The 23,309-nt window shown below is 63.0% G+C and carries 20 protein-coding genes and 1 pseudogene; 8 read left to right on the top strand and 13 right to left on the bottom strand.

Features of this window, described 5'->3' with window-relative positions; all coding sequences use genetic code 11:
* The first annotated feature begins 123 nt into the window (after positions 1 to 123).
* Positions 124 to 1,746: an MFS transporter gene (locus ACMGF8_RS17920; protein ID WP_110595790.1), complete on the top strand. Its 1,623-nt coding sequence runs from the start codon at positions 124 to 126 to the stop codon at positions 1,744 to 1,746.
* 46 nt (positions 1,747 to 1,792) lie between these two features.
* Here the strand turns inward: ACMGF8_RS17920 and ACMGF8_RS17915 are convergent.
* Positions 1,793 to 1,885: pseudogene (locus ACMGF8_RS17915) on the bottom strand (hypothetical protein); the annotation flags it as partial.
* A gap of 85 nt (positions 1,886 to 1,970) precedes the next feature.
* On the opposite strand from ACMGF8_RS17915, the gene ACMGF8_RS17910 reads away from it, so the two are divergent.
* Positions 1,971 to 2,714: a glycine-rich domain-containing protein gene (locus tag ACMGF8_RS17910; RefSeq protein WP_115582216.1), complete on the top strand. Its 744-nt coding sequence runs from the start codon at positions 1,971 to 1,973 to the stop codon at positions 2,712 to 2,714.
* Positions 2,715 to 2,764: 50 nt separating this feature from the next.
* On the opposite strand, the gene ACMGF8_RS17905 is transcribed toward ACMGF8_RS17910, so the two are convergent.
* Positions 2,765 to 4,216: a serralysin family metalloprotease gene (locus tag ACMGF8_RS17905; protein ID WP_240321978.1), complete on the bottom strand. Its 1,452-nt coding sequence runs from the start codon at positions 4,214 to 4,216 to the stop codon at positions 2,765 to 2,767.
* Positions 4,217 to 4,498: 282 nt separating this feature from the next.
* Here ACMGF8_RS17905 and ACMGF8_RS17900 point away from each other — a divergent pair, with 282 nt between their 5' ends.
* Complete coding sequence (locus tag ACMGF8_RS17900) at positions 4,499 to 4,795, top strand: hypothetical protein (RefSeq protein ID WP_102864359.1); 297 nt, start codon at positions 4,499 to 4,501, stop codon at positions 4,793 to 4,795.
* Between the two features lie 6 nt (positions 4,796 to 4,801).
* On the opposite strand, the gene ACMGF8_RS17895 is transcribed toward ACMGF8_RS17900, so the two are convergent.
* Complete coding sequence (locus tag ACMGF8_RS17895) at positions 4,802 to 7,162, bottom strand: DNA polymerase II (RefSeq protein WP_115582215.1); 2,361 nt, start codon at positions 7,160 to 7,162, stop codon at positions 4,802 to 4,804.
* Between the two features lie 568 nt (positions 7,163 to 7,730).
* Between ACMGF8_RS17895 and ACMGF8_RS17890 the strand changes: the two genes are divergently transcribed.
* Positions 7,731 to 8,060: a hypothetical protein gene (locus tag ACMGF8_RS17890; protein WP_016968704.1), complete on the top strand. Its 330-nt coding sequence runs from the start codon at positions 7,731 to 7,733 to the stop codon at positions 8,058 to 8,060.
* Between the two features lie 228 nt (positions 8,061 to 8,288).
* On the opposite strand, the gene ACMGF8_RS17885 is transcribed toward ACMGF8_RS17890, so the two are convergent.
* Genes ACMGF8_RS17885 through ACMGF8_RS17865 form a run of 5 tightly spaced genes read right to left on the bottom strand, consistent with a single transcriptional unit; the run spans position 8,289 to position 13,008 of the window.
* Complete coding sequence (locus ACMGF8_RS17885) at positions 8,289 to 9,014, bottom strand: YczE/YyaS/YitT family protein (RefSeq protein ID WP_102864357.1); 726 nt, start codon at positions 9,012 to 9,014, stop codon at positions 8,289 to 8,291.
* Between the two features lie 55 nt (positions 9,015 to 9,069).
* Positions 9,070 to 10,002, bottom strand: coding sequence for an ROK family protein (locus ACMGF8_RS17880; RefSeq protein WP_102864356.1), 933 nt, complete (start codon positions 10,000 to 10,002; stop codon positions 9,070 to 9,072).
* Positions 10,002 to 10,745: an SDR family NAD(P)-dependent oxidoreductase gene (locus ACMGF8_RS17875; protein ID WP_162884140.1), complete on the bottom strand. Its 744-nt coding sequence runs from the start codon at positions 10,743 to 10,745 to the stop codon at positions 10,002 to 10,004. The genes ACMGF8_RS17880 and ACMGF8_RS17875 overlap by 1 nt, the downstream gene beginning before the upstream one ends.
* A gap of 23 nt (positions 10,746 to 10,768) precedes the next feature.
* Positions 10,769 to 11,728 carry a transglutaminase domain-containing protein gene (locus ACMGF8_RS17870; protein ID WP_102864354.1) on the bottom strand — a complete coding sequence of 320 codons (960 nt, stop codon included), beginning with the start codon at positions 11,726 to 11,728 and terminating at the stop codon, positions 10,769 to 10,771.
* The gene (locus ACMGF8_RS17865) at positions 11,725 to 13,008 is read right to left on the bottom strand and encodes an alkaline phosphatase family protein (protein ID WP_102864353.1); all 1,284 of its coding nucleotides are present in this window, start codon (positions 13,006 to 13,008) and stop codon (positions 11,725 to 11,727) included. Before ACMGF8_RS17865 ends, ACMGF8_RS17870 begins: the two co-directional genes overlap by 4 nt.
* A 615-nt stretch (positions 13,009 to 13,623) precedes the next feature.
* Between ACMGF8_RS17865 and ACMGF8_RS17860 the strand changes: the two genes are divergently transcribed.
* The 4 genes from ACMGF8_RS17860 to ACMGF8_RS17845 are packed head-to-tail and all read left to right on the top strand — an operon-like array spanning position 13,624 to position 18,185.
* Positions 13,624 to 14,832, top strand: a complete 1,209-nt coding sequence (locus tag ACMGF8_RS17860) for a DegT/DnrJ/EryC1/StrS family aminotransferase (protein WP_102864352.1) — start codon at positions 13,624 to 13,626, stop codon at positions 14,830 to 14,832.
* Complete coding sequence (locus tag ACMGF8_RS17855) at positions 14,829 to 15,905, top strand: Gfo/Idh/MocA family protein (RefSeq protein WP_102864351.1); 1,077 nt, start codon at positions 14,829 to 14,831, stop codon at positions 15,903 to 15,905. The genes ACMGF8_RS17860 and ACMGF8_RS17855 overlap by 4 nt, the downstream gene beginning before the upstream one ends.
* Positions 15,906 to 15,933: 28 nt before the next feature.
* Positions 15,934 to 17,313 carry an MATE family efflux transporter gene (locus ACMGF8_RS17850; protein WP_102879846.1) on the top strand — a complete coding sequence of 460 codons (1,380 nt, stop codon included), beginning with the start codon at positions 15,934 to 15,936 and terminating at the stop codon, positions 17,311 to 17,313.
* Positions 17,313 to 18,185, top strand: a complete 873-nt coding sequence (locus ACMGF8_RS17845; RefSeq protein ID WP_250330425.1) for a glycosyltransferase family 2 protein — start codon at positions 17,313 to 17,315, stop codon at positions 18,183 to 18,185. Before ACMGF8_RS17850 ends, ACMGF8_RS17845 begins: the two co-directional genes overlap by 1 nt.
* Here ACMGF8_RS17845 and ACMGF8_RS17840 read toward each other — a convergent pair.
* The 5 genes from ACMGF8_RS17840 to ACMGF8_RS17820 all read right to left on the bottom strand — a co-directional run bounded on the left by ACMGF8_RS17840 (position 18,125) and on the right by ACMGF8_RS17820 (position 23,302).
* Positions 18,125 to 18,886: a PIG-L deacetylase family protein gene (locus ACMGF8_RS17840; RefSeq protein ID WP_162884139.1), complete on the bottom strand. Its 762-nt coding sequence runs from the start codon at positions 18,884 to 18,886 to the stop codon at positions 18,125 to 18,127. The two genes, ACMGF8_RS17845 and ACMGF8_RS17840, sit on opposite strands and share 61 nt — an antisense overlap.
* Positions 18,876 to 19,982, bottom strand: coding sequence for a bis-aminopropyl spermidine synthase family protein (locus ACMGF8_RS17835; protein ID WP_162884138.1), 1,107 nt, complete (start codon positions 19,980 to 19,982; stop codon positions 18,876 to 18,878). The genes ACMGF8_RS17840 and ACMGF8_RS17835 overlap by 11 nt, the downstream gene beginning before the upstream one ends.
* Positions 19,983 to 20,066: 84 nt before the next feature.
* Positions 20,067 to 21,236 (bottom strand): hypothetical protein, encoded by a 1,170-nt coding sequence (locus tag ACMGF8_RS17830; RefSeq protein ID WP_102864346.1) that lies wholly within the window; start codon positions 21,234 to 21,236, stop codon positions 20,067 to 20,069.
* A gap of 54 nt (positions 21,237 to 21,290) precedes the next feature.
* A complete protein-coding gene (locus ACMGF8_RS17825; protein WP_102864345.1) occupies positions 21,291 to 22,502 on the bottom strand; it encodes a hypothetical protein in 1,212 nt (403 codons plus the stop codon).
* On the bottom strand, positions 22,499 to 23,302 hold the full coding sequence (locus ACMGF8_RS17820) for an outer membrane lipoprotein-sorting protein (protein ID WP_102864344.1): 804 nt from the start codon (positions 23,300 to 23,302) through the stop codon (positions 22,499 to 22,501). The genes ACMGF8_RS17825 and ACMGF8_RS17820 overlap by 4 nt, the downstream gene beginning before the upstream one ends.
* Positions 23,303 to 23,309: the final 7 nt, after the last annotated feature.

Raw genomic sequence — 23,309 nt, 5'->3', positions numbered from 1 at the left:
CCAGCTCCTGCGCTCGGGAGGTAAACGAGGGTTCATCGCACGGTCGCGGTGAATCGCAACAACGGCGCCGGTCACGGCGCCGGCAGTGGAACAACAACAATAATCACTGTAAGGAAGCCCCCTATGTCAGAACACGCTCAGCCTCTCAATGCGTCCCTGGACGACTGCGCCGCCAAGGGCAGTCAGAAGGTGATCTTCGCCTCGTCACTCGGCACGGTGTTCGAGTGGTATGACTTCTTTCTCTATGGCGCCCTGGCGGCGGTGATCAGCAAGCAGTTCTTCGCCGGGGTCAACGACACCACGGCGTTCATCTTCGCCCTCATGGCCTTCGCCGCCGGCTTCGTGGTGCGCCCCTTCGGCGCCCTGGTGTTCGGTCGCCTGGGGGACATGATCGGCCGCAAGTACACCTTCCTCGCCACCATCGTCCTCATGGGAGTGGCGACTTTCGCCGTGGGCCTGCTGCCCAACTACGCCAGCATCGGCATCGCCGCACCGATCATCCTGGTGGCCCTGCGCATGCTCCAGGGCCTGGCCCTGGGCGGTGAATACGGCGGCGCCGCCACCTATGTGGCCGAGCACGCGCCCCAGGGCAAGCGCGGTCTGCACACCAGTTGGATCCAGTCCACCGCGACCCTCGGCCTGCTGCTGTCGCTGCTGGTGGTACTGGCTTGTCGCTACTTCACCGGCGATCAATTCGAGGTCTGGGGCTGGCGCCTGCCGTTCCTGCTGTCCATCGTCCTGCTGGGCATCTCCACCTGGATCCGCATGAGCCTGCACGAGTCGCCGGCCTTCCTGAAAATGAAAGAAGAAGGCCGTGCCAGCAAGGCGCCGATCCGCGAATCCTTCGGCAAATGGGAAAACCTCAAGGTGGTGCTGATCGCCCTGTTCAGCATAAACGCCGGGCAGGCGGTGACCTTCTATGCCGCGCAGTTCTACGTGTTGTTCTTCCTCACCCAGTTCCTCAAGATGGACCCGGCCCTGGCCAACAGCCTGCTGATCATCAGCGTGGTGATCGGCGCGCCGATGTTCATCTTCTTTGGCTGGCTCTCGGACAAGGTCGGCCGCAAGCCGGTGCTGATGCTCGGCCTGTTGCTGGCCACCGTGCTGTATTTCCCGATCTTCAAGGCCCTGGCCCATTACGCCAACCCGGCCATCGACCAGGCCAGTCGCCAGGCGCCCATCAGCGTCAGCGCCGACCCGGCCACCTGTACCTTCCAGTTCGACCCGGTGGGCAAGGCGCGCTTCGACAGCCCCTGCGACAAGGTCAAGACCTTCCTGGTGAAACAGGGCCTGCCCTACAGCAGCGTCGCCGCCCCGGCCGGCAGCCCGGTGCAGGTCAGCGTCGGTGACGTGAAGATCAACGGCTTCGACGAAGCGGCGCTGCGTGGCGCGGTGACCCTGGCCGGCTATCCGCAGCAGGCGGACACGCAGAACGTCAACAAGCCCATGGTGGTGCTGTTGATCGTGGCGCTGATCCTGATTGCCGCCATGTGCTACGGCCCGCTGGCAGCGCTTATGGTGGAGCTGTTCCCGACCCGTATCCGCTACACCTCGATGTCCCTGCCCTACCACATTGGCAACGGCTGGTTTGGCGGCTTCCTGCCCACCGTGTCCTTTGCCCTGGTGGTGTACACCGGCGATATCTTCTACGGCCTGTGGTACCCGGTGCTGATTACCGGGGTCAGCCTGGTGGTGGGCTTGCTGTGTTTGCGTGAGACCCGGGATATCGATATCGACCACGTCTGACGGGGCCTTTCACGGGCGAGCAGGATTGCGTAGGAGCCGGCGGCTGTCAGGTGTTGTTGCAGCCGCTGGCGATGGTGTCTTGGTTAGAGGTGCTGGACTGCGACAGTTCCAGGTTCCACTCGGGCGGGTTGCCGGCGATCGTCAAGGGCGGCATCGACGGGACGGCTTGAATATCGCGCTGCTTTGCGCCACTGTCTCGGCACTTTTTCCGGCGGAGACCGAGCATGCTGTTGATCCTTCCTGCAGTGGTGGTCCTGGCCTTGATCCTGGTGTTCTGGCGCCGTCAGAACACCCTCACCGCGTTGCGTCGGGAAGCTCATATCCGCAACTTCACCTTGCCACCACGGCTGTTCGAGCCCCTGCGCACCCAGCATCCGCACCTGAGCCTCAAGGACTGCCAACTGGTGGCCCAGGGCCTGCGCCAGTTCTTCCTCGCCTACCTCAAGGGCGGCCAGCACTACGTGTCGATGCCGTCCCAGGTGGTGGACGACCTGTGGCATGAATTCATCTTGCATACCCGGGACTACCAGGCCTTCTGCAACAAGGCCTTCGGCCAGTTCCTCCATCACACCCCCGCTGCGGTGCTCGGCAAGAACGCTGCGCGAAAAAGCGACAACGGCCTGCGTCAGGTCTGGCGCCAGGCCTGCCTGGAAGAAAACATCAATCCGGCCAAACCCAGCCGCCTGCCGCTGCTGTTCGCCCTGGATGCCAAGCTGAAGATCGCCCGGGGCTTTCACTACGTCGCTGACTGCCAAGCCCTGCGGCGTCTGACGGATAACGGCAGCACGACCACAGTGATCCACTGCGGCAGCGACCTGCACAGCAGTTCCTTCGACAGCGATTCCTCCAATAGCAGCTCTGACAGCGACAACTCGCGTTTGGGCGGCGACGCAGACAGTGGCAGCGATGGCGGCGGTGACAGCGGCGGTTGCGGGGGTGGCGGTTGTGGCGGCGGCGGGGGTGACTGACATTCAGTGAAGAGCGGCGCCTTGGCGCCGCTCCCGTCACACAGCGTTGATCAGGCGATGATGTCGGTGACGGCCGCCTGGCCCACGGTGCCCACGGCAAAGTCCACCGCGCCATGACCGGTCAGGTCGATCATCAGGCTGGTCTGGTTGGTCTCGGCGAAGTAGGTGAGGATCGCGTCGCCGGCGTGGCCAGTGAAGCCGCTGACGAAGTTCAGGGTGGCGCCGGTGGAGGCAAACAGGCCGCTGAGGTCGATCTTGTCCTCGCCACTGGCGAAATCCATGATCCAGTCCGGGGCGTCGAAGGTCGAATCCGCAGCCGCGCCGTAGACGAAGGTATCGGCCCCCGCCCCACCCCACAGGCTATCGCCGCCGCCACCGCCGTAGAGGATGTCGTTGCCGGCACCGCCTTCGAGGATGTTTGCCGCAGCGTTGCCGATCAGCAGGTCATTACCGGAACCGCCGATGGCGTTTTCCACGGTCACGCCATGGGCGATGGAGACGTTGCCCACCAGGCCGCCGACATCGGAGAAACCACCCTCGTTGAGGTTGATTTTCTGGTTCTGGGTGAAGCCGGAGAAGTCCAGGGTATCGTTGCCGCCACCGTCCCAGACCGCGAACACCAGTTTGTCGGAGGCGCTATGGGCGCTGTAGAAATCACGCTCGGTGTTGGAGTTGAAGCCATAGACCGTGTTGTCGGCACGGGTCTCGTGGTTGGCGCCATAGAGCTTCTGCACCGCGACGATATCGTCCAGCAACGGCGCCGAGGCGTAGGCACCGCCGCCGTCCTTGCTGAAGTTCTGCCCGGTGTGGCTCTCGCTCCAGTAGCTCATCAGGCTGTAGCCGCGGGTGTCCTGGGCGTAGGTGACGTCGTTGTAGGTGGGGCTACCGCTGCCGGCGTTGTACACACCCGGATGGGACAGGCCGAGGCTGTGGCCGATCTCGTGGGTCAGGGTCTGGCGACCATAGTTGCCATTGCCCGGAGTTTCGTTGACCCGGTACTGGTCGTTGATCAGGTACCAGGACTGGCCGTCATAGCTGCTGCCGGACGGCAGGTAGGCGAAGGCCGCGCCGCCGGTGCTGACGTTGTAGTTGCCGAAGCTCAGGTGGCCGTCACCGCCCTTGGCGGACTCGCTGAAGGTGACGTTGGCCACGTCCGACCAGGACTGCAGGGCCAGGAAGGCCTGAGCCTTCTGCAGCGCGCTGAACTCGCTGAAACTGCCCAGGGCCGGGTTGTAGTTGGCCGGTTTTTCCGTGAGGAAGCTGTAGCTCAGGTCGATCTTGCCGTCGCCATTCTGGTCGTGCCAGGACAGGCCCTTGCGCAGGATCGAGTCGGCGGCCTGGTCGGCGGTGAACGATGGCTTGCCGTTCACCAGTTCGCTGCCGCCCCGGTCATACAGATGGCTGAAGGCGTGGACCTGCTGGTAGGCATTACTGCCCGCTGCGAGCGGGTCGATCCCGTAACCGATGGTTTCAGGAAGTGCTTTGGATAGTGCGTTTGACATTGTTACGTCCTTGTTCCAGACAAAAAATTTCCGATAGAACAGCCACGACCCCGCCTGCGAGATCGTCCTATCACTCGCCCATTGAGGCCCAGGAAACCTGACACAGTCGTCAACGGCGAGTCCACGGTTTTTTTTGTCCGACAAAAGCCCGAAAACCACTCTGCCCCGGGGTAAATATTCCACTCGCGCACGGCTCTGGCAGCCGATAGGCTAAGCCCCCATCCGGGGTTGCAAAGGGCCGCTCAGGCCTCTGCCTCCAGGCTGTTCCACGAGGAGTCCGCAATGCGCAAAATCCTGCTGCTGGGCACTTTGATGATGTTCACCGGCGCCGCCCACGCCGAAGCTGTACCGCTGTTCAACGTCTCCTGCCCCGGCAATCTGGCCGTCAGCGCCGACCAGGGCGGTCCGATTTACATCAACGGCAAAGTGGTCAAGAGCCGCGCCGTGGATGACCGGCATTTCCAGGTCAAGACGCCGGAAACGAGCCTGACCATCAGCGTCGAGGACGACGATTCAGTGAGCGTGAAGTACAGCGACAAACACGGTGCCAGTGGCCTGTGCGAAGCCGTGGACGACTGAGGCGCCTCAGAACAGGCCCATCTGCCCGCCCACCAGGGTGCTGAAGTCGTCCTGCACGAACGGCAGGATGGCGTCTGCCACCGGTTGCAGTTGCCGGGTCAGGTAGTGCTCGTAGTCGATGGCCGCGCGGCGGTTTTCCAGGGGCTCGGGGCCGGCCAGGGTGATCACGTAGCTGATCCAGCCACCGTTCTGGTACTGCAGGGGCCGGCCCTGCTCGCGGTTGTACTCGTCCGCCAGGCGCGCCGCGCGCACATGGGGCGGCACGTTGCGCTCGTAGTCGTCCAGGGGACGGCGCAGGCGCTTGCGGTAGATCAGCAAATCGTCCAGTTGCCCGGCCAGGGTGCGTTGCACGTAGTCGCGCACATAGTCCTGATAGGGCTGGCGGTGGAAGATGCGCTGGTACAGCTCCTGCTGGAATTCCCGGGCCAGGGGCGACCAGTCGGTGCGCACGGTCTCCAGGCCCTTGTAGACCATCTCCTGACTGCCATCGGCGCGCTGCACCAGGCCGGCGTAACGCTTCTTGCTGCCCTCCTCGGCGCCGCGGATGGTGGGCATCAGAAAGCGTTTGTAGTGGGTTTCGAACTGCAGCTCCAAGGCGCTGTCCAGGCCGTATTGCTGCTGCAGATGCTCGCGCCACCACTGATTGACGTGGGCCACCAGGCCGCGGCCGATCAGCGCCGCCTGCTCCTCGTCATGCAGGCTGCCGAGCCAGACGAAGGTGGAGTCGGTATCGCCATAGATCACTTGATGACCCTGGGCTTCGATCAACTGCCGGGTACGGGCCATGATCTCGTGGCCACGCAAGGTGATGGATGACGCCAGGCGTGGATCGAAGAAGCGGCAGCCGCTGGAGCCGAGCACGCCGTAGAAGGCGTTCATGATGATCTTCAGGGCCTGGGACAATGGCGCGTTGTGCTCGCGCTTGGCCACTTCGCGGCCCTCGGCGACCCGGGTCACGATCGAGGGCAGGCAATGTCGGGTACGGGAGAAACGCGCGCCGCGAAAGCCTGGCACCGAGTGCGGGTCATCCGGTTGACGCAGGCCCTCCACCAGCCCCACCGGGTCGATCAGGAAACTGCGGATGATCGAGGGATACAGACTCTTGTAGTCCAGCACCAGCACCGACTCGTAGAACCCGGGCCGCGAATCCATGACAAAACCACCGGGGCTGGCCTGGGGCGGCAGCTCACCGAGATTGGGCGCGACAAAGCCCTGGCGATGCATCAGCGGCATGTACAGGTGAGTGAAGGCCGCCACCGAGCCACCGCTGCGGTCGGCGGGCAGGCCGGTGACCGTGGCCCGCTCCAGCAGGAAGGTCAGCAGCTCGGTCTTGGCGAAGATCCGCGTCACCAGCTCGCAGTCCTTGAGGTTGTAGCGGGCCAGGGCCGGCTTGTCCTCGGCGAACATGCGGTTGATTTCGTCCATGCGCTGGTAGGGGTTGTCGATGGACTTGCCCTCCCCCAGCAGCGTCTGGGCCACGTTCTCCAGGCTGAAGGACGGGAAACTCCAGGTCGCAGAACGCAATGCCTCGATGCCGTCGATGATCAAGCGCCCGGCGGCCGAGGCGAAGTAATGGGTGCGGCTGCCGTGCTCGCGCCATTGCATTTCCTCGCCACCACGCCCCAGGCGCAGGGGCACGGCCAGGCGCCGGGCATGTTCGTGAAGCACCCGCAGGTCGAACTGCACCAGGTTCCAGCCAATGATCGCGTCGGGGTCGTGCTCGGCCAGCCACTGGTTGAGTTTCTCCAGCAACTGCTCGCGGCTGGCGCAGAACTCCAGGTCGAAGTCCACCGGGCTGTCGTCCTCCCGGGCCTTGCCGAGCATGTACACCTGGCGCTGGCCACACCCCTCCAGCGCAATGGAGTACAACTCACCGCGCTCGCTGGTTTCGATGTCCAGGGACACCAGCTTGAGGGTCGGGCGGTAGTCCGGCGCCGGCTTCATCTGCGCCTCAAGCAACAGGCCGTCGGGCCCTGGCTGGCCGCCAAAGGACACCGGCGCGGTAATGAAACGCTCCATCAGGTAGCGCTCGGGCGGACGAACGTCGCCCTCGAACACCTCGACACCGGCACGGCGCAGGGTCTTGTCCAGGCGCATCAGCTGATTGTGCTGCGGGCAGTACATGCCCAGCACCGGGCGCTGGTGGAAGTCCCGCAACTGCAAGGGGCGCAGTTGGACATCCGGGTCGTCGGCCAGCAAACGCTCGGCCTGGGCCCGCTGGGCCGCCGGAACGAAGGCCACGGACGTTTGCAACGGCAAGCGGATACGGCGCGGCCCCTGATCGGTGGCCAGCCAGAATTCGACTTCCGTGCCCGCCGGCGTGTCGCGCCAGTGCCGGGTCAGGACGAAGCCTTGTTGTACATCCACCGCTGCAACCTCAGAACATTTCAAGGCGCCGATTCTACCTGCCCTGACCGGCATTGGGGGGCCTGAGTGATGGCTTTTCGGCTTTTGTCAGACAATATGTAGTGCCTTAAAATTTTCACTACAAAACCGTTGACGAGAGGGTTTCGCCCTTGCATGATGCAGGCGTCCCCCCGATCGGGGGACGAGGCAAAGGTGTTATGAGCAAGCTCGTCTGACCGCCGAGCTGTGACCCGGATGTGTACTGCCCACAAGGCAGATTGATGAAACTGACCTGGCATTGATCGTCCAGAACAAGGACAGCAAGCTAGCGAAAACTCTTCAAGATGCTTGTGGCCGATGGTGGGAATGTCGGCAGCTTCATCCAGGTTTACGCTGCTTCTCTTCGTTGTGACGCTATTGCGTAGCAGTTAATCAAGGCAACTACACGCATCAGGCTCTGGGCCTTATCTGTATCCGACAGACACCCTCTGTCGCCCTGTTTCCGGTATCAGGGTTCAACTTACCGACGTAGCAAGATGAATTAGCGAATCAACTTAGATAGATCGATAAATGGTCAAGGGGGCTACAAATGAATCTTAATAATCAACCCACTATTGATGAATTGGCACGTATGTTCGCCGCACAGAAAGACAGCCACGACAGCCACATCCTGTGGATTGCCAAGTCGGGCCAAGTGCATATCGACTGCCTGTCGCCCCATAGCCATGAAGCAGAGTTCGACCAGAACAACCAGGAACTGGCGGCCCGCCTGAAGATGTACCGCCGCGGCCAGGGCTACGTCGGCAAGAAAGCCGCCGCCGACAAAGACTTCATCGGTCGGGTCCTGGAGACCCTGAAAGCCGAATGGCAATCGCTGCGGGACAAGTCGGAAGTTCGGGTTATTGATCGGTTTTGTTGAGTACCTTGTGTGATCAACGGGTTGAACCCCCGTTGATCCACCCTCTTCCTGGAACAACTGCAACACGGCACATAACCAACTTCTGCGTGTTGCAGCCCACCTCTAGCAACTTTCACTCCCCTCATGACCTGCCACAGCGTTGCAACAAGTGGCTCGGAACTTCCCTGACGCGCCTGTTTCTCGACCATTCGATCCGGCACCTGGGCATGCTCTTCGAGCACAGCGGCCTTACTTGCCAGTGAGCGACGCCGGAGGGACGAAATACACATCGCGGCGCTTTAGCCCATAGTTGCCCATGCGCAGGTAACGCTCGTTCATGTTCATGAAGGGCTTGATCATCGGCGCGATGATCAATAGAAACGCGATGGTCCCGATGCCGAATGGCCCACCCATGAACCAGCCGAGGACAAAGACCGAAATCTCCAGAACCATCTTCGCCAGGGTGAAGGACCAACCGAGTTTGTTCATCATGCTGATCACCAGCAAATCGATGACCCGGATGCCGATCCCGCTCATGATGATCAGCGCCGAGGAATAAGCGCACAGCCCCAAGCCAATGGCGAGCAGCACATAAGGCCCCAGGGCCGCCGCCAACACCTCGTCAAACTCCAGAAACAGCCAGAGATCGATGAACAGTCCGGTCAGGGTCGTGGTCACAAAGGGACTGATCGGCGGCCACTGCCTGTTCCACAGTGCCCACCAGAGCAACAAGCCCACGGAGAACAATGCAGAACAAGCCCCCAGTCCCACCTGCAGATGATTGTTCAAGGCGATGACAAACACATCCAGTGGATCGGTGCCCAATCGGCTGACAATAAAGAACAGTGCCCCCAGCGAAAAGATCATCACGCCTATCAAGTACATCGCCAGCCGACTCGGCGTCAGCCAGGCACGCACAGAGGCGGCCAGGACTTTCTTGAGGCGCTTGGGCTCGTGGATTGGTTCGTTGATCATATCGTTTGCCTTTTCTCAGAATGGATACATCCGTTGTGTCCTGCCATGCGCCCATTCACCTCGAGCTCATGGAGATAAAACTCATGCCGTTGCTGACATGGCGAATGCTGACCCTGGAGTTGTCGATGCCACCTTCGCAAATCTCGTTCTGCACTTCGTGGCTGGCCTGGGCCAGATACAACCCGCCCAGCACCGAGGCTTCGGTGCCCTGGGGGGAATGCATCACCAGGGGCGGATTCAAGGAGGGTTTCAGGTAGCCCGGCTCGCGCAGCAGCATGCCCACCTGATGGGGAATTTCCGGGAAGCGTCCGAGCATGCCCCCGCCAAGGCAGATCACCTCCACCCGGAACAGCTCCACCAGGTTGGCCGTGGCCAGCGCCAGGGCCTGTACCGCCCGCAAGCGCCAGTGGTTAAGCGTGGCCTCATCGGAAAAGCCCATCGAGGCGACAAACTTGTCCAGTGAACGGAACGACGCATAGGCCTGCAGACAACCCGCCCGTCCACAACTGCAGGGCGCTCCTCCGGGCCAGACCAGCAGGTGTCCCAATTCGCGATCGGGCAACATGCGGCCCTGATAGACCACGCCGCCACCAACCCCGGTGCCCAGGGAAAAATGCACCAGGTTGGAGGCACGCATGACCGTGGCATCGCCGAAAGTCGCCGCCGTTCCGTCATCGCACCAGATCACCCGTTCGACCCCCTCGATGCGAAAAGCCGGGCCGATGGCCAGGCCTTCCCAGTCGGGTCGATTGGGCCAGCGAATGATTGTGCCGTCGGCATTGATCGTCGGCGCGCTGGCAATCACCAGGCAATTGATCGGGCCGTACAGCGCTATTTGCTGGCACAACAGGACCACCGCCTGTTCAAGAATGCTTTGCGGAACACAACCGGCCGGAATCTCGATGCGCTCACGCTGCACAACGCGTCCGGCGATGCTGAAGTGAAGGGCCATCTTGCTGCCGCCCAGGTCGATACTTGCGCAATGCATCAGAAACGCCCTCCGCCATCGACCGCGATCACCGCACCGTTGATATAGGAGGCCCGGGCCGAGGCGAGAAAGCCGACCACTGCCGCCACTTCCTCGGGGCGTCCCAAGCGTCGCAGGCCAATACGCTGGCACACCTGCTGTTCCTCGGCGGCGCTGTAATGGGTCGGTGGTCCGGCCACGGCCCCCGGAGCTACCACATTGACGGTGATGCCAAACCCACCGACCTCAAAGGCCAGTGATCGGGCGTAACCATGCAGCGCCGCCTTGGACGCGGCATAAAGGCTTTGCCCGGGCATCCCGCTCTCGCCGGCCAGTGACCCCAGGAGCACCACGCGCCCGGCTCGCTGCCCCAGCATCGGCCGCACAACCTGACGCACCAGGCGGATCGTGGCCTCGACATTGAGTTCGAACAGCGGGTCGCCATCGAGTTGATTGCTGAGCAGGGCAGACTTGCGCAACATCTTCCCGGCACAACAGACCAAGGCATGAATCGGCCTTGAGTCAGCGGCCAGGGTGACCAGCATCCTTGAGGTATCTTCTGCGCATGTCAGGTCGCAAGCGACCGGAATCAGTGTGCCAGGCAGCTCCGCGGTCTCGGCGACCAGGGCTTGCATACGCTCGATGTTGTGTTGATAGACCCCGAAGACCCAAGCGCCTTCGCGGACCAGCTCTTCACATATCGCAGCGCCCAGCACACCTGAAGCCCCTGTGACAAGGCACACCCGTCCATTCAGTTCCAGCATGATTTTCCCTATCTGCAATCGATTTAAACAGGCAGCTGAACCGCTACCCTGTATGACACCCGGTACTGCGTGGTTCCTGCCGTCGCCACAGGAAGCTGGCGAAAGTACTTGTCTTCGAAGCAGCTCAGGCAGGGAGCTCCGTTGTGGTCGTAGGATTCGACAACGCACAGCCTCAACAGCGCGCCCAGCGGTGACCTGTGCAGCGGCCATTGATCACAGACAAGCCCCGCCTGCTGTGACAGCAGGCGGATCATCAAGGGGTCCACGGCAATCCACTCACCACAGATCTGCAGTTCGGCCCAGTAATGGCCGGTGGCATAGGGGGAACTGAGCAGCAGGCCGAATACCTGCCTGGCAGGCAAGCCGAGTGCCTTGGCCCGCTCAACCAGCAGTTTCGAGAAGCCACCGCATTCGGCCAGCTTGTGCCGGCTCATGAATTCAAGATCCCAACGAACTCCGTCATGCAGCATGTAGAACTGCATGCCGGCACTGACCTCTTCGATCAGCTCCCGAAACGGACTCGGCAGGAGCCGCATTTGGCCCGGTATGACTAGGCATTGGCGATAGAAGTCACCGCCCTGCGGTGCCTCCAGCACACACAGGCGCTCCGCGGCGGTCAGCACCTGGATCGGCCCCTGGGGCGGCTGTTTCTCGTTGAGCGTATACACCAGTTCAACCTGTCGCTGACGATCGGACTGGCGAAACGCCGTGGCCCAACTGCGCATGGCCAGTTTGTGCAACGACGGCAAGCGCAGGTGCAGGGACAGGCTGTACAGATCGTCAGGATCGAAGAACTCGTCGTGCTCCTGAATACGCGACACCAGGCCGATGGACTTCAGTGCCTGCAAGTCACTGTCGACAAAGCCATAGAGCCCCGCCTCCCCTGCCGCCACGCTGAACCGGCGATGGTGATCCTCGACCTTGCCCAGGTTATCGAGAACAGCTTGCGCCAACGGCTGCCGAACAAGCGCCAGGCTGGTCATGCGAAGCTCGTCATTTCACATTGGGCAGCCGCCTGACAACCACTCAGCCCGGCGATTGTCGGGGCGATCTGTTGCAGTTGAAGGGGCCCCGGCGCGGCCTTGATCCTGGCCCCATCCAGCAGCACGAAGCCGCAGTCGCGATGCCATCCCGACTGCGCGGTGCGGCGCACGTGGTTGGCCCAGCGCGGATCGCCCAAAGGTGGGCGCTTGGGGTCCGCCGGAGTCACGATCAGGCTCGGGGCCAGGTGAGTATGGGGGCCCTGGTACACCTCCTCCCGGGCACGGACGCTGGCCAGCGCCGGCTGCCCATCGGCAAAGCGGATGTCACTCAGGCATTGCATCACCGCCTGGCGTTGAGCAGCGCTGGCGTGCCCTTCATTGCACAGGTCGGCGCACAACATCACCCCATGGGAACCCTGCACCGTCTCCAGGGCGACGCTGCGCTTGAGGTCAACCTGCCCCTGCTCGTCGAGCACTTGCAGGCCCGCGGCCCGCAAGTGCTGATCGATGGAGAAGAACCCCGCCAGTTCGCCGAAGCCCATTTCGGAAAACACCAGCATCGACTCTGGAGCCAGGGACTGCAGACGCTCGCAGGCACGGTCGATGAAGTCATAAGCGCGCAGAATCTGCGGGCGCTGCGCGGGCTCGGACTCAAGCATTTCGTACCACATGAAATGTGACAGACGATCGGCCAGGGTCAGGTTGACGATCATCACATCCGCCTCTTGCGCAAGCGCCATGGCGCTGTCGAGCTGATGCTCGGCAATCCGGAAGGCCTGGGCTGCGAACTCGTCGAAGGGCTGCCCGGTGTAGAACAGCGAAACGTCATGGGCGTAGCGCACCCCCTGGGCATTCAGGTCGCGCAGCAGGCTGCGCGGGTGGCTGGTATTCATTGAGTTGTGCATCGGGTAGGTAATCAGCGTGCCATTGAGCGGCCGCGGCGGATGGGTGAGCTGCACATTGACCACCGCAAAACGCTGACCGGCCATTTCCGGCCACTCCCAAAGCCGGGGCGCCATGACATCGGTGGTTTCGAGAATCCGCGGAATCTCCCCCGAACTGTGGGCGCTCCAGTAGGAAAAGCAGCCATGCCGACCCGGGTTGACCCCCGAGAAAGCGGTCGCCAGGTTGCTTGGCTCATAGGGCACCGGCCCACAATTCAAATGCCGATAAGAGTGCGCGCCCAAGCGCTGCGAGAACCATGGAAGCCGGCCTTTGGCAACTTCAGACTCCAGTACCAGTGGGTCCATCCCTTCGGCAATGACAATCAATGTCTTCATAATATCAATTAGCCTCTTATCATCCCTGAATCCGGCAAACTTAGTGAATACCGAACCAACACTTAGACATGACCGCAAAGTGACAATCCCTTTGCAATATCGCGAATACCACCCTGTCAAGAAAGCGAATAAAAAGCAGAAAGACACAAACCACTCCTTTATTTAAAAAGGAGAGCTGCATATAAATTCCCAGATATGAAACGACACTTCCTTGACGTCAGCTATTCTTATAAAGCGCGCCTACGCCCGCCACCAACCCACCTCAAAGCCATTCAGAACGGGGGCTTCAGGACAAATCAGCTATTTCCGATTTTTTAACACAGGGATTAATTCGGACACGACAACTGCAACTCCGAGAGTATTTCACAATATTACAAAGGATTACTAAAAATAACCTTGCACCCAGCTTTTAATCCCATGTTATCTTCACGGCGACTCTGAAAATAACAACTAGGGAAGCACCACCCACGAACTACAAAACCTATAGCGCGACACATTTGGCAGCCCAACTACAACTTCAGGAAAGACACTTTAAACACCGGGACTTCTTCCAAAACATCCCGGTAAACATCTGCTTGCCTGTTTATTTATCAACCTTTCCAAGGGAATGGATGTATGACCCTGGCTATTGATGGCGGTACCCCTGTTCGACAAACCCCTTATCCCGGCTGGCCACAGTTTGGCGCCGAAGAGGAAAGCGCTCTGCTGCGCAGCCTGCATCAGGGCCAGTGGTGGCGCATGCAAGGCTGCGAAAACCTGGACTTCGAACAGGCCTTCGCGCAGATGCACGGCGCCCATTCGGCCTTTGCGGTGAGCAACGGCACAGTGGCGATCGAAATCGCCCTGCAAGCCGCAGGCATCGGTGCCGGTGACGAGGTCATAGTGCCGGCGTTCACCTTCATCTCCACCTCGATGGCCTGCCAGCGTATCGGTGCCACCGCGATTGCCGTGGATGTACTGCCCGACACGCTGTGCATCGACCCGGCCGCCGTGCTGGCGAACATCGGCCCCCGCACCCGAGCCATCATTCCAGTACACATGGCTGGGCACATGTGCGACATGCTCAGCCTGTCGAGAATCGCCGACCAGCATCGGCTGGTGATCATCCAGGACGCCGCCCATGCCCACGGCGCGCGGGGCTACGCAGATACCGGGATCGGCGAGTATGGCTCCCTGGCCTGCTTCAGTTTCCAGAACTTCAAGCTGATGACCGCCGGTGAAGGCGGCCTGGTCCTGTGCCCCAACGAAGAGCTGCGCGAGAAGGTCTTCCTGTATGGCAATTGCGGGCGTCCGCTGGGTGATCGCAGCTATCAGCACACCGTGGTCGGCACCAATGCCCGGTTGAGCGAGTTCAGCGCCGCGGTGCTTGGTGTCCAGCTTTCACGCCTGGAGCAACAGACCCGTGTGCGCCAGCACAACGCCCGGCTCCTGAGTGACACCCTGGCCCGCCAGGGACTGGTCACCGCACAGGTGCGCACCCAAGATGCCCACACCCATCCCTATTACATGTTCCTGTTCACCCTCAACGACCTCCCGGGCCAGCGCGCGCTGGATCGCAACCGGGTGGTGGACTGCCTGGTGGCCGAAGGCATCCCGGCGTTCCGCTCCTACCAGGCGCTGTACCGCATTCCCAGCTTCTGGCAGGCACCGGCACCGACCCGGCAGGACCTGGCCCAATGCATCGCCTCCTGTCCGGTGACCGAGCACATGGCACAACGAGGTATCTGGATCCATCACCGCGCCCTGCTCGGCAATGAACAGGACACCCTGGACATCGCCACGGCCATCGCCAAGGTCCACCAGCATCTGGCCGGCGAACGATGATCGAGCCCCGTATAGCCCTCGTCGGAGCCGGCTGGGTGGTGCGCAATGTCTGGGCACCACTGCTGGTGCAACACAATGCGCACATTGTCTCGGTGATCGATCCACAGACCGATGCGAGTACGGCCTTCCCTGCCATGTCGCCTGGCCCGCGCTGGCATCGCTGCATGAGTGACCAGGCGTTGCACAATTGCAATCTGGCCCTGATCTGCTCGCCCAACGTGCATCACGTGCAGCAGGCCTTGAGGGCCATGGGCCAGGGATTACACGTGATCCTGGAAAAACCCGCCTGCCTGTCCTCCGCGGATGCCGAACAGTTGATCCGCTGCAGCCGTGAAACCGGTGCCGAACTCCTGGTCAGCGCCGCGGCGGCCCACCGCAGCGACGTTCGCGCCATGGCCGCGGCCCGGGGCGCGCTGGGCACACTGCACTGCATCGATGTCAGCTGGCGTCGGCGCCGTGGGGTGCCGCGCCCGGGCTCCTGGTTCACCCAGGCCAGCCAGGCCCTGGCCGGCTCGGGCGCGGACCTGGGCTGGCACCTGCTGGAGGTGGCTCTGCATGCACTGGACTATCCGTTGATCGACGCGGCCTTGTGCAACCATGTGCCGGCGACCGCCGATGAAGCTCAACAGCAGGCCACCTGGCGTGGCGACCAGGGCCCGGGAGGCGCGATCGAAGTCGAGTCGCAGTCATTCAGTTGCCTGCAGGCCCGGGGCGGCACGCTGGTGCGCATGAGTACTGCCTGGGCCAGCCACCAGGAGCACGATGAAACCCGTATCACCCTGTACGGCAGCGCCGGTGAGCTGTGTTTGCGCACCACCTTCGGCTTCAGCCAGAACCGCATCCAACAGCCGAGCCTGACCCTGACCGTGGACGGCACCCAGACCTCTCTGGCCTTCGCCGCCGAGGACAACCTCGCGCCCTACCGGGACTTCCTCGGCAGCCGCATCGCCAGCCTGGGCACTTGTGCGCAGACCCGCGAACACGAGTACCGCAAGCTGCGCTCGCTGGCCTCGGCGATGTCCGCCCTCTACCCCCATCTCACGCCATCTTGCACCGCCCGGCCAGATCACTGACCGGGCACCGTAGCCAGGAGCCACTCCCATGGCCAGTTCCACACCGCTCAAAGACAAGTTGCTGCAACTCTCCAAACTCTCGGGGCCGATCGTCGTGTCGCGCATCGGCTTCCTGTTGCTGTCCCTGGTGGACACCATCATGGTCGGGCGCTATGCCACCGAGTCGCTGGCTGCGATCTCCATCACCCACGCGATTGCCGACACCTACATGCTGATTGCCGCCGGGTTGCTGTTCGGCATCCTGGTCATGGGCTCGATCGCCATCGGCCAGCAGGACCCGCGCGCCGCCGGCCTGGCCGCCCAGCGCGGAGTGGTCCAGGCCCTCGGTCTCGGGCTGGCCTGCGCCCTGGCCAGTGTCGCCAGCCTGCCCTTGCTCGCGCGGTTCGGGGTGCAGGCGGAGCTGGCCGCGGCCATCGCCGAACTGATGGTCATCGTAGCGCTGGGGTTGCCGGCGATCCTGATCTACATCGCCTACTCGTTTTTCCTCGAAGGCATCTCTCGCCCCATGCCCGCCACCCTGGTCATCCTGGGCGGCAACCTGGTCAACGCGGTGCTGTGCTACGCCATGGTCTACGGCGAGTTCGGCCTGCCGGAAATGGGCGCCCTGGGCTCAGCCTGGTGCACCACCATTGTCCGGCTGTTGATGGCACTGGCGATCGTGCTGTATGTGCACCGGATCATGGCTGACCGTGACGATTTCGCGATCAACCAGCGTTTTCGCTGGGCCTGGCCGCAATGGCAGATGCAGCGCCGCATCGGTTACGGCGGCGGCTTGAGCTTCGGCATCGAAGCCCTGGCCTTCATGCTCATCGCGGTCATGGCCGCAGTGGCCTCGCCATTAATTGCCGCTGCCTGCGCGGTGCTGGTCAATATCCGCTCAATCCTGTTCATGATTCCCATGGGGGTCGGCTTTGCCACCTCGATCCAGGTGGGCATGGCCCACGGCAACCGCGACCTGCCGGACATCAAGCTGTCGACCCGCGCCGGGCTGCTGCTGGGGGTGTCCCTGAGCACCCTCTGCGCCCTGGTCCTGGCGGCCCTGCCGGAACCGTTGCTGGCGCAATACAGCCATGACTCGCAACTGCTGGCCGTGGCCCTGCCGAGCATGCTGCTACTGGCCCTGGCGCTGCCCTTCGATGCCTGGCAGGGAATCATGTCCAATGCCCTGCGCGGACGCGAAGACGCCATGGCCCCCACCCTGATCCATGCCATTGCCTACCTGCTGCTGATGGTGCCCCTGGGCTGGCTGCTGACCCTGCACTGGCAGCGCGGCCTCAATGGTCTGGTGGAAGCCATGCTGATCGGCAACCTGATCGCTGCGGTGCTCATGACCCAGCGCCACCACCAACTGAACCACCAGCCCGGCCAGGCTGGCCCTGCCAGCGACTTGCGCGACGAAGGTGCCTGATGCAGCTCTCCGTGATCATTCCGGTGCATGCCAAGGCCGAGCGCCTGCGCCTGACCCTGGCCAGCCTGCAGCGCCAACAGGCACGCTGTGAATTCGAGACCGTGATCGTCGCCGACGGCGCCCAGCCCGCCGTACTGGCCCTGGTCGAATCCTTGCCGGACGTACGGCTGCTCAGTTCGCCGGGCCTGGGGCGCGCAGCGGCGAGGAATCTTGGGGCCAGTGTCGCCAGGGGTGAGATCCTGCTGTTTCTCGACGATGACATCCTGGTCCAGGACGGTTTCTTCGAGGCCCACCTGCAGGCCCAGCAGACACACAGCGGCCTGGTACACGGCCGGCTGCGGGAACTGATTGCCCTGGGTCCGGTGAGCGATCCGGCCCTGGGCACCGTCGGCTGCCCACCGATCCTGGTGGAAGACTTGCTGGCCGGGCGCTGGACACCACAGAGCGCGCGGACCCTGGCCAATCCCCTGGAGCAGGCCGCAGAACATCCACGGGCCAGCCAGTGGCCATGGCTGGCCAGTGCCGGGGCGAACATCTCCCTGTCGCGCAGCGCCTGGCGCCAAGTAGGCGGGTTCGATGCGTCCTATGGCCGACGCTGGGGCATGGAAGACCTGGACCTGGGCTACCGCTTGTGGCGGGCCGGGGTCAGGCTGAGCCTGGAACCCCGCGCCTGCGGTTACCACATGTCCCATCACAATCCCCAGCGCTGGGAGGACCATCGGCATAACCTGCAACTGTTCCAGGCCCAGGCACCAATCGCCGAGGCCCTGGCCCTGGACGAACTGCTCTCGCCCACCGGCTCGGTGCAGCGCTACATCGCCCGGGTCGACCAGATCCGGCAGAACGCCGTGTCCCCCTGTACGCGGCAGTGACGCTGCAGGGCCTGGAGAAAACGGCCCTGACCGGCGAACAGCATCAGCACCTGGGAGCGGTAGCACAGCGCCGCCTCGCGCCACGCCGGCCAGGAACAGGCAATATCCCGGGCTTGCAGCTGCAGGCCCAAGGCCCGCACATGCCCCTGCAGCGCCTGCTGCGACAACTGCTCGGCATAGGGAAACTCACTGTAGAAATACACCCGGTTAGGCAGCTCGCGGGCCAGGCGATGGGTCAGGCAATGGTCGACATGCCCCCCGATGGCCAGCGGCGCGCAGACCACATCCTGCGGCCGTAGAAAACCTTGCAGCGCAGCCACCAGGGCAGCCTCCGGGGCTGGCCAGGAGGCCGGGGTGCTGTCCAGGAACAGCGACTGCAGGCTGGCATGCGCAAAACCTCCGCCCTGATCCAGACGCAATGCACCATCCGTTGCCTCCAGGTTCGAACAGCCGTAGCCGAGGACTGCGGCGGCACGCCGATCCTCGGCGCGACGTTGCCCGGGCGTGGAAAAACAGCGCCAGCGCTGCTCCGGCGCACGGGCCCGGGTCAGCCCCGCCGGGGCGTCGCCGGCAAACAGGCTCAACAGCTCAATCTCCTGCCGCGGCGCCCAGCGTGCCAGGCCACTGCCCAGGGACCAGACCCCATCGTCCGGGTGCGGCGACAGCACCACCACCCGGCCATTGCCGGCCTCACTGGGCATTGGCGGTGCTGCCTGCGTACAACTGGCCCAAGCGCAGGAACCGGGAGATCTCCCGGTCATTGCGCTCCACCACCCGGCAGCGGCCCATCTTCAGGGGCGAGAGCTGGATGTCCGGGAAGTTGCGCATCTGCACCCAGGACAGGTGGGAAAAGGCCTGGTACAGCGCCTGCAGTTCACGCTCGCACGCCTGCACTCGCAACACCGGCGGCACCTCGGCCAGGCGTTGCGCGCTGGCGCTGAAGGCTTCCTCGAAGGCACTGCACACATGGGTTTCGGGACAGGGCACGCAGTAGTCCAGGTACAGACCAAAGCGCAGCAGCGCCTGATGCATCTCGACCTCCTGCCTGACCTGCTCCACTGACAGCACATCGTGACTGCCGAAGTTGAGGTAGCCGCTGCGCATGGCCGGTGGCGCCTTGAGTGCCTGCAAGGCGCGACAGACGAACATCAGCAAGCCTCCCAGGTCTTTGAAACCATTGACCGCAAAGCAGTCGAACTGCCCGACCAGGCTCTGGGGCAAGGGCTGGAAGACATCGTACTGAACCACCTCGATGTTATTGAAACCCTGCTGCGCCGCGACCCGGGCAATGGTCGCCAGCAACTGCGGGTCGATGTCCGCCACGACGATCCGTCGGCGATAACCATGTACCGCGAGGAACAGCGAGAACAACGCGTCATCCCCCAACAGCAACAGCGCCTCGTGATTCAAGTCGCCCAGGCTCTGCATGATCTTGTAACGACGGATCAAGGTTTCGTAGGTCTCGACGGACTGGCTGTACTGGCTCTGCTTGTCACTGATGAGATCGGTGAGGATCTCGCGAAAATGCGGGTTCAGGCGCAGGCTGTCGTCGCCCACCAGATGCAGGCCGCAGCCCGGCAGCGGAGTCTCATCCGGCCCCTCCCGGACAAAGCGCTGCGGCGAGCCTCCCGGCACCACGCGCAGCTGTCCCTCGGCCAGCAGTTGCGCCAGGCACCAGAGCACCTGCCGCACCGTCAGGCGCGACGACAGCAATTGATAGACCCGTTGGGGGGTGGCGAGTTTGGACAGCAGGTCGTCCAGTGCGGCGGGGTCCGCGGGTAAAGCGCTGGGCAGCATCGCCAGTCCTGTCTGTAGATCCGATCGAGTTGCCGCGAGTGTGTGCATGCAGCCTCCTGTATGCCTGGTTGAAGTGAGATGCCGTCAGAGCACGGCGTGCAGAATGTTCCCGGCACAACGGCCGTGAAAGAAGTTGACCCCGACTTCCAGGGTCGCGCCGCGCCGGTCGGAAAACCCCAGCCCGGTGCCGAACAACCCGCGCACCGCTTGGCCGCCCACCGTCAGTTCGTGGCTCTGCGGGTGCTTGCACAGGTTGCCGTCGCGCTGGTCCAGGCGCAGTTGACGGCCCTGGGCATCCAGCAGCCCGGGCAATCGGGGTCGGTAACCGGTGGCATTGATCAACAGCGCACCGCGGGCGAGCCAGGGTTGCGGATCGGTGGAGCCGATGTGCAAGACGACACTGGCGCGCGCGCCAGCCTCGATCTGCAGCAGGGTGTCCTGGGCGGCACCGCGCAAGCCGCAGAAGCGGTTGACCTCGCCACTGTCCTCATCCACCCGGTCCTGGGCCCCCAATGGCGCGGCAACCCGGGTCGAGGCCGCCCACAATGCCGGGCGGCGACGGCACAGGACCTGGATCGACCCCAGGCCGAGCAGTCCGGTGAAACGCTCAAGCAGGTAGCCGACCACGGAAAAGGCGCTATGACTGCCCCCCAGCACCACCACTGGCCGCCCTTGCTCCAGGGTCTGGCGCAGGATCGGGTCAACCCGCCCCCGCAGCACCCGGTCGGAGCACAGCACCGAAGTGGCCGGCATCGCCTCCTGCGGTTGCAGGTCACGCACCCGGGCGCCACAGGCCAGCACCAGGTAACGGCTGGAACTGTTACCCCAGCCACCACTGACCGTGAAGCCATCCGCCTCGCATCGGACGTCCTCGACCCCGTGGGCAAAATGGATCGCCGCTCTGGGGTGAGCCTGACAGCGCTCGATGATCACCTGCGCCAGTTGACGCAGAAACGCCGAGACCTGCACCAGGGGCACTACCTGCTCCGGAACCTGCAGCCAGCGTTGGACCTGGGGTTGATCCAGGCACTGGGCAAACACCCCGTCGCGGCGAATGCCGCCAAGAAAATCGGCAATCGGCGAATTGGCTTCGATTTCGTAGCCCAGGCCATCCCACTGCTCCAGGGAGGCACTGCGCTCATGCACCTGCAACCCGCAGTCGAGCAATTGCTGCAAACGGCCATTGCGATCTGCAGTAATGAACAGACCCAGGGCCGCGGGCCCGAATCCGATGATCTGTAGCAAGGTATCCATGGCGTTATCCCTTTAAGCAATTGCATGGGATCGGCCCGGCGCGCGCCGGTACGATCAGAATGAATAGGAAAGCTCCAACGCCACGTGGGAATCGCTGGCCAGCGCATCCCAGACCACGTCGCTCGCGGAACTGTTGATCAGCGCCGCGCTGACACCGGCCCGCACTGCATCGCTGAGCCCCAGGTCGAGGGAGGCGCTGAGCATGTTGTTGCGCAGATCGGACGCCTGCGCGGTGTAGCCCAGGAACACCGAGGACAAATGGGCATCGTTGAGTTCCAGACGCGCCCCCAACAGGAACTTGCGATCAAAGATGCTCACCGGGGCCAGGGGCTGGTCACGGTCGTGGTGGTATTCACCGATCAGGCTCAGGTCGGCATCGCGCCAGGCCCGGTTAATCGCGTATTCGAGCCCCACCGACAGCTTGCGCGAGCTGTAGGCATTGTCGCTAACCCGCTGATCCAGGGCCTCGAGCTTGTACAACCATTGTTCCCTGACCCAGATCGCATCCAGCCCCCATTGCGTGACCTCGGTGTACTGGGCCACCAGGCTGTCACCTTCGGCGCGCAATGCCGGCGACCGATTGGTGCCCTTGAAGTAGCTCAGGCCGATGTCCAGGTCGGCCACCGAGACGAAATAACGCGCCGCCAGATCCAGGGAATCCGGATCGGCACCGTGGATGTACTCGGCCGCTGGCTGGACCCGGTAAGCGGCAAACCGCGCCGGCTCGCTGTAGAACTGCACCGGTTCGAAGCCGTCGAGCAGGTACAGGCTCAGATGCCCGGGCCCCAGGGTGCTGCCCAGCTTGATGGCTTTCTGCGAGAGCTTTTCTTCCGGTTGCAGACCGTCGAGGTTGTCGTAGGTGTTGATCACATCCACCAGTTGGCGGGTCTCCATGACACCCCAATGCTCCTTGATCCGCCCCACTTTCAGCTCACGGTTGTCCTGCTCGAGGAGCACGAACAGCTCATCCCAATAGAAACTCGGCCGCGGGTCCCTGGACCCGCTCTCCAGGTAGCGCGGGTTGACCACCAGGCGCAGGCGCAGGCTGTCCCAGCTCTGCAGGTACTGGTAGTCCAGGCCCAGTTGCGCGGTGCCGGACAGCTGCCCATCGTCGACGCCTTCGGCCGGCGATGAGCTGAAGAAGTAGCGCTTGAGCGCGATCTTCGCCGACAACCCCTGCTCCGCCTCGGCCTGCACCTGGGTGACGCTCCAGCACAGCCCCAGCATCAACGCCTGGAGCCTGCGGTGGACCTTGCCTGGATTCATTGCGTCAGGTTTCCAAGCCTTGCAGGTTCAAAAGCGTCCTCCCGGATGCCGGTGCGAAACTGCACGTCGGAACTGACCAGCACGGTTTGCCGACCGGTGATGTGATTGACCATGGTCATGTTCAGGGCACGCCAGTAGCGCCCCAGGAACAACTGGTAGTCACCCAGGGTCAGGGTCTTGAACTTGCTGCCCTTGCGGTCGTAGTACTCGGTCTTCATCTGCCGGTAGTCGGTCTTGTTGTACCAGACCCAGATCGACGAATAGCCCGAATACGGATACAGCGGCACCTGCTTGACCACCGCGCACTGGAAGTCGCCGCAGGGTTCGTCGCGCAACCATTGGTAGTCGTAGTTGCCGACTTCCATTGAGCCAATGTCCTCGTAGGAAAACTCGCTGCCCGAGAACGACCCGGAACGGTCGGCCGCCGCCACCCGTTTGACCCGCTTGAGGGCCGGCAGGTACAGCCAGACCTGATCGCCTTCCTTGATCTTGGAGTGGATCAGCACCCGGGAATTCTTGATGTTCTCCGGGGCCTCGAAGGTCAGCAGCACCTTGTCGCCCACCGCCGTGCTGGCGGTTTCGAAGCTGTTCATGCGCATGAAGCGGTCGGTGCTGGCGCCCTCCTTCTCCACCAGGGTCAGGCGGATTCTGGCACTGGTGTCCTGGTAGCCCAGGTCACTGTCGCGCCAGTGATGGGCGTATTGCTGCCCCAGTTCCTGCTCCGGGCTGGCCAGCGATGTCCCCTGGTACAGCAGTGCGCAGAGTGACAGGCAGACGCTCGATACGGCATTGCAGTTCATTGTCGAT

It is taken from the genome of Pseudomonas sp. BNK-7 (assembly GCF_048072025.1).
Taxonomy (GTDB): domain Bacteria; phylum Pseudomonadota; class Gammaproteobacteria; order Pseudomonadales; family Pseudomonadaceae; genus Aquipseudomonas; species Aquipseudomonas danubii.
Note: the sequence above shows the minus strand (reverse complement) of the source record. Positions and strands in the feature narration are given on the sequence as shown.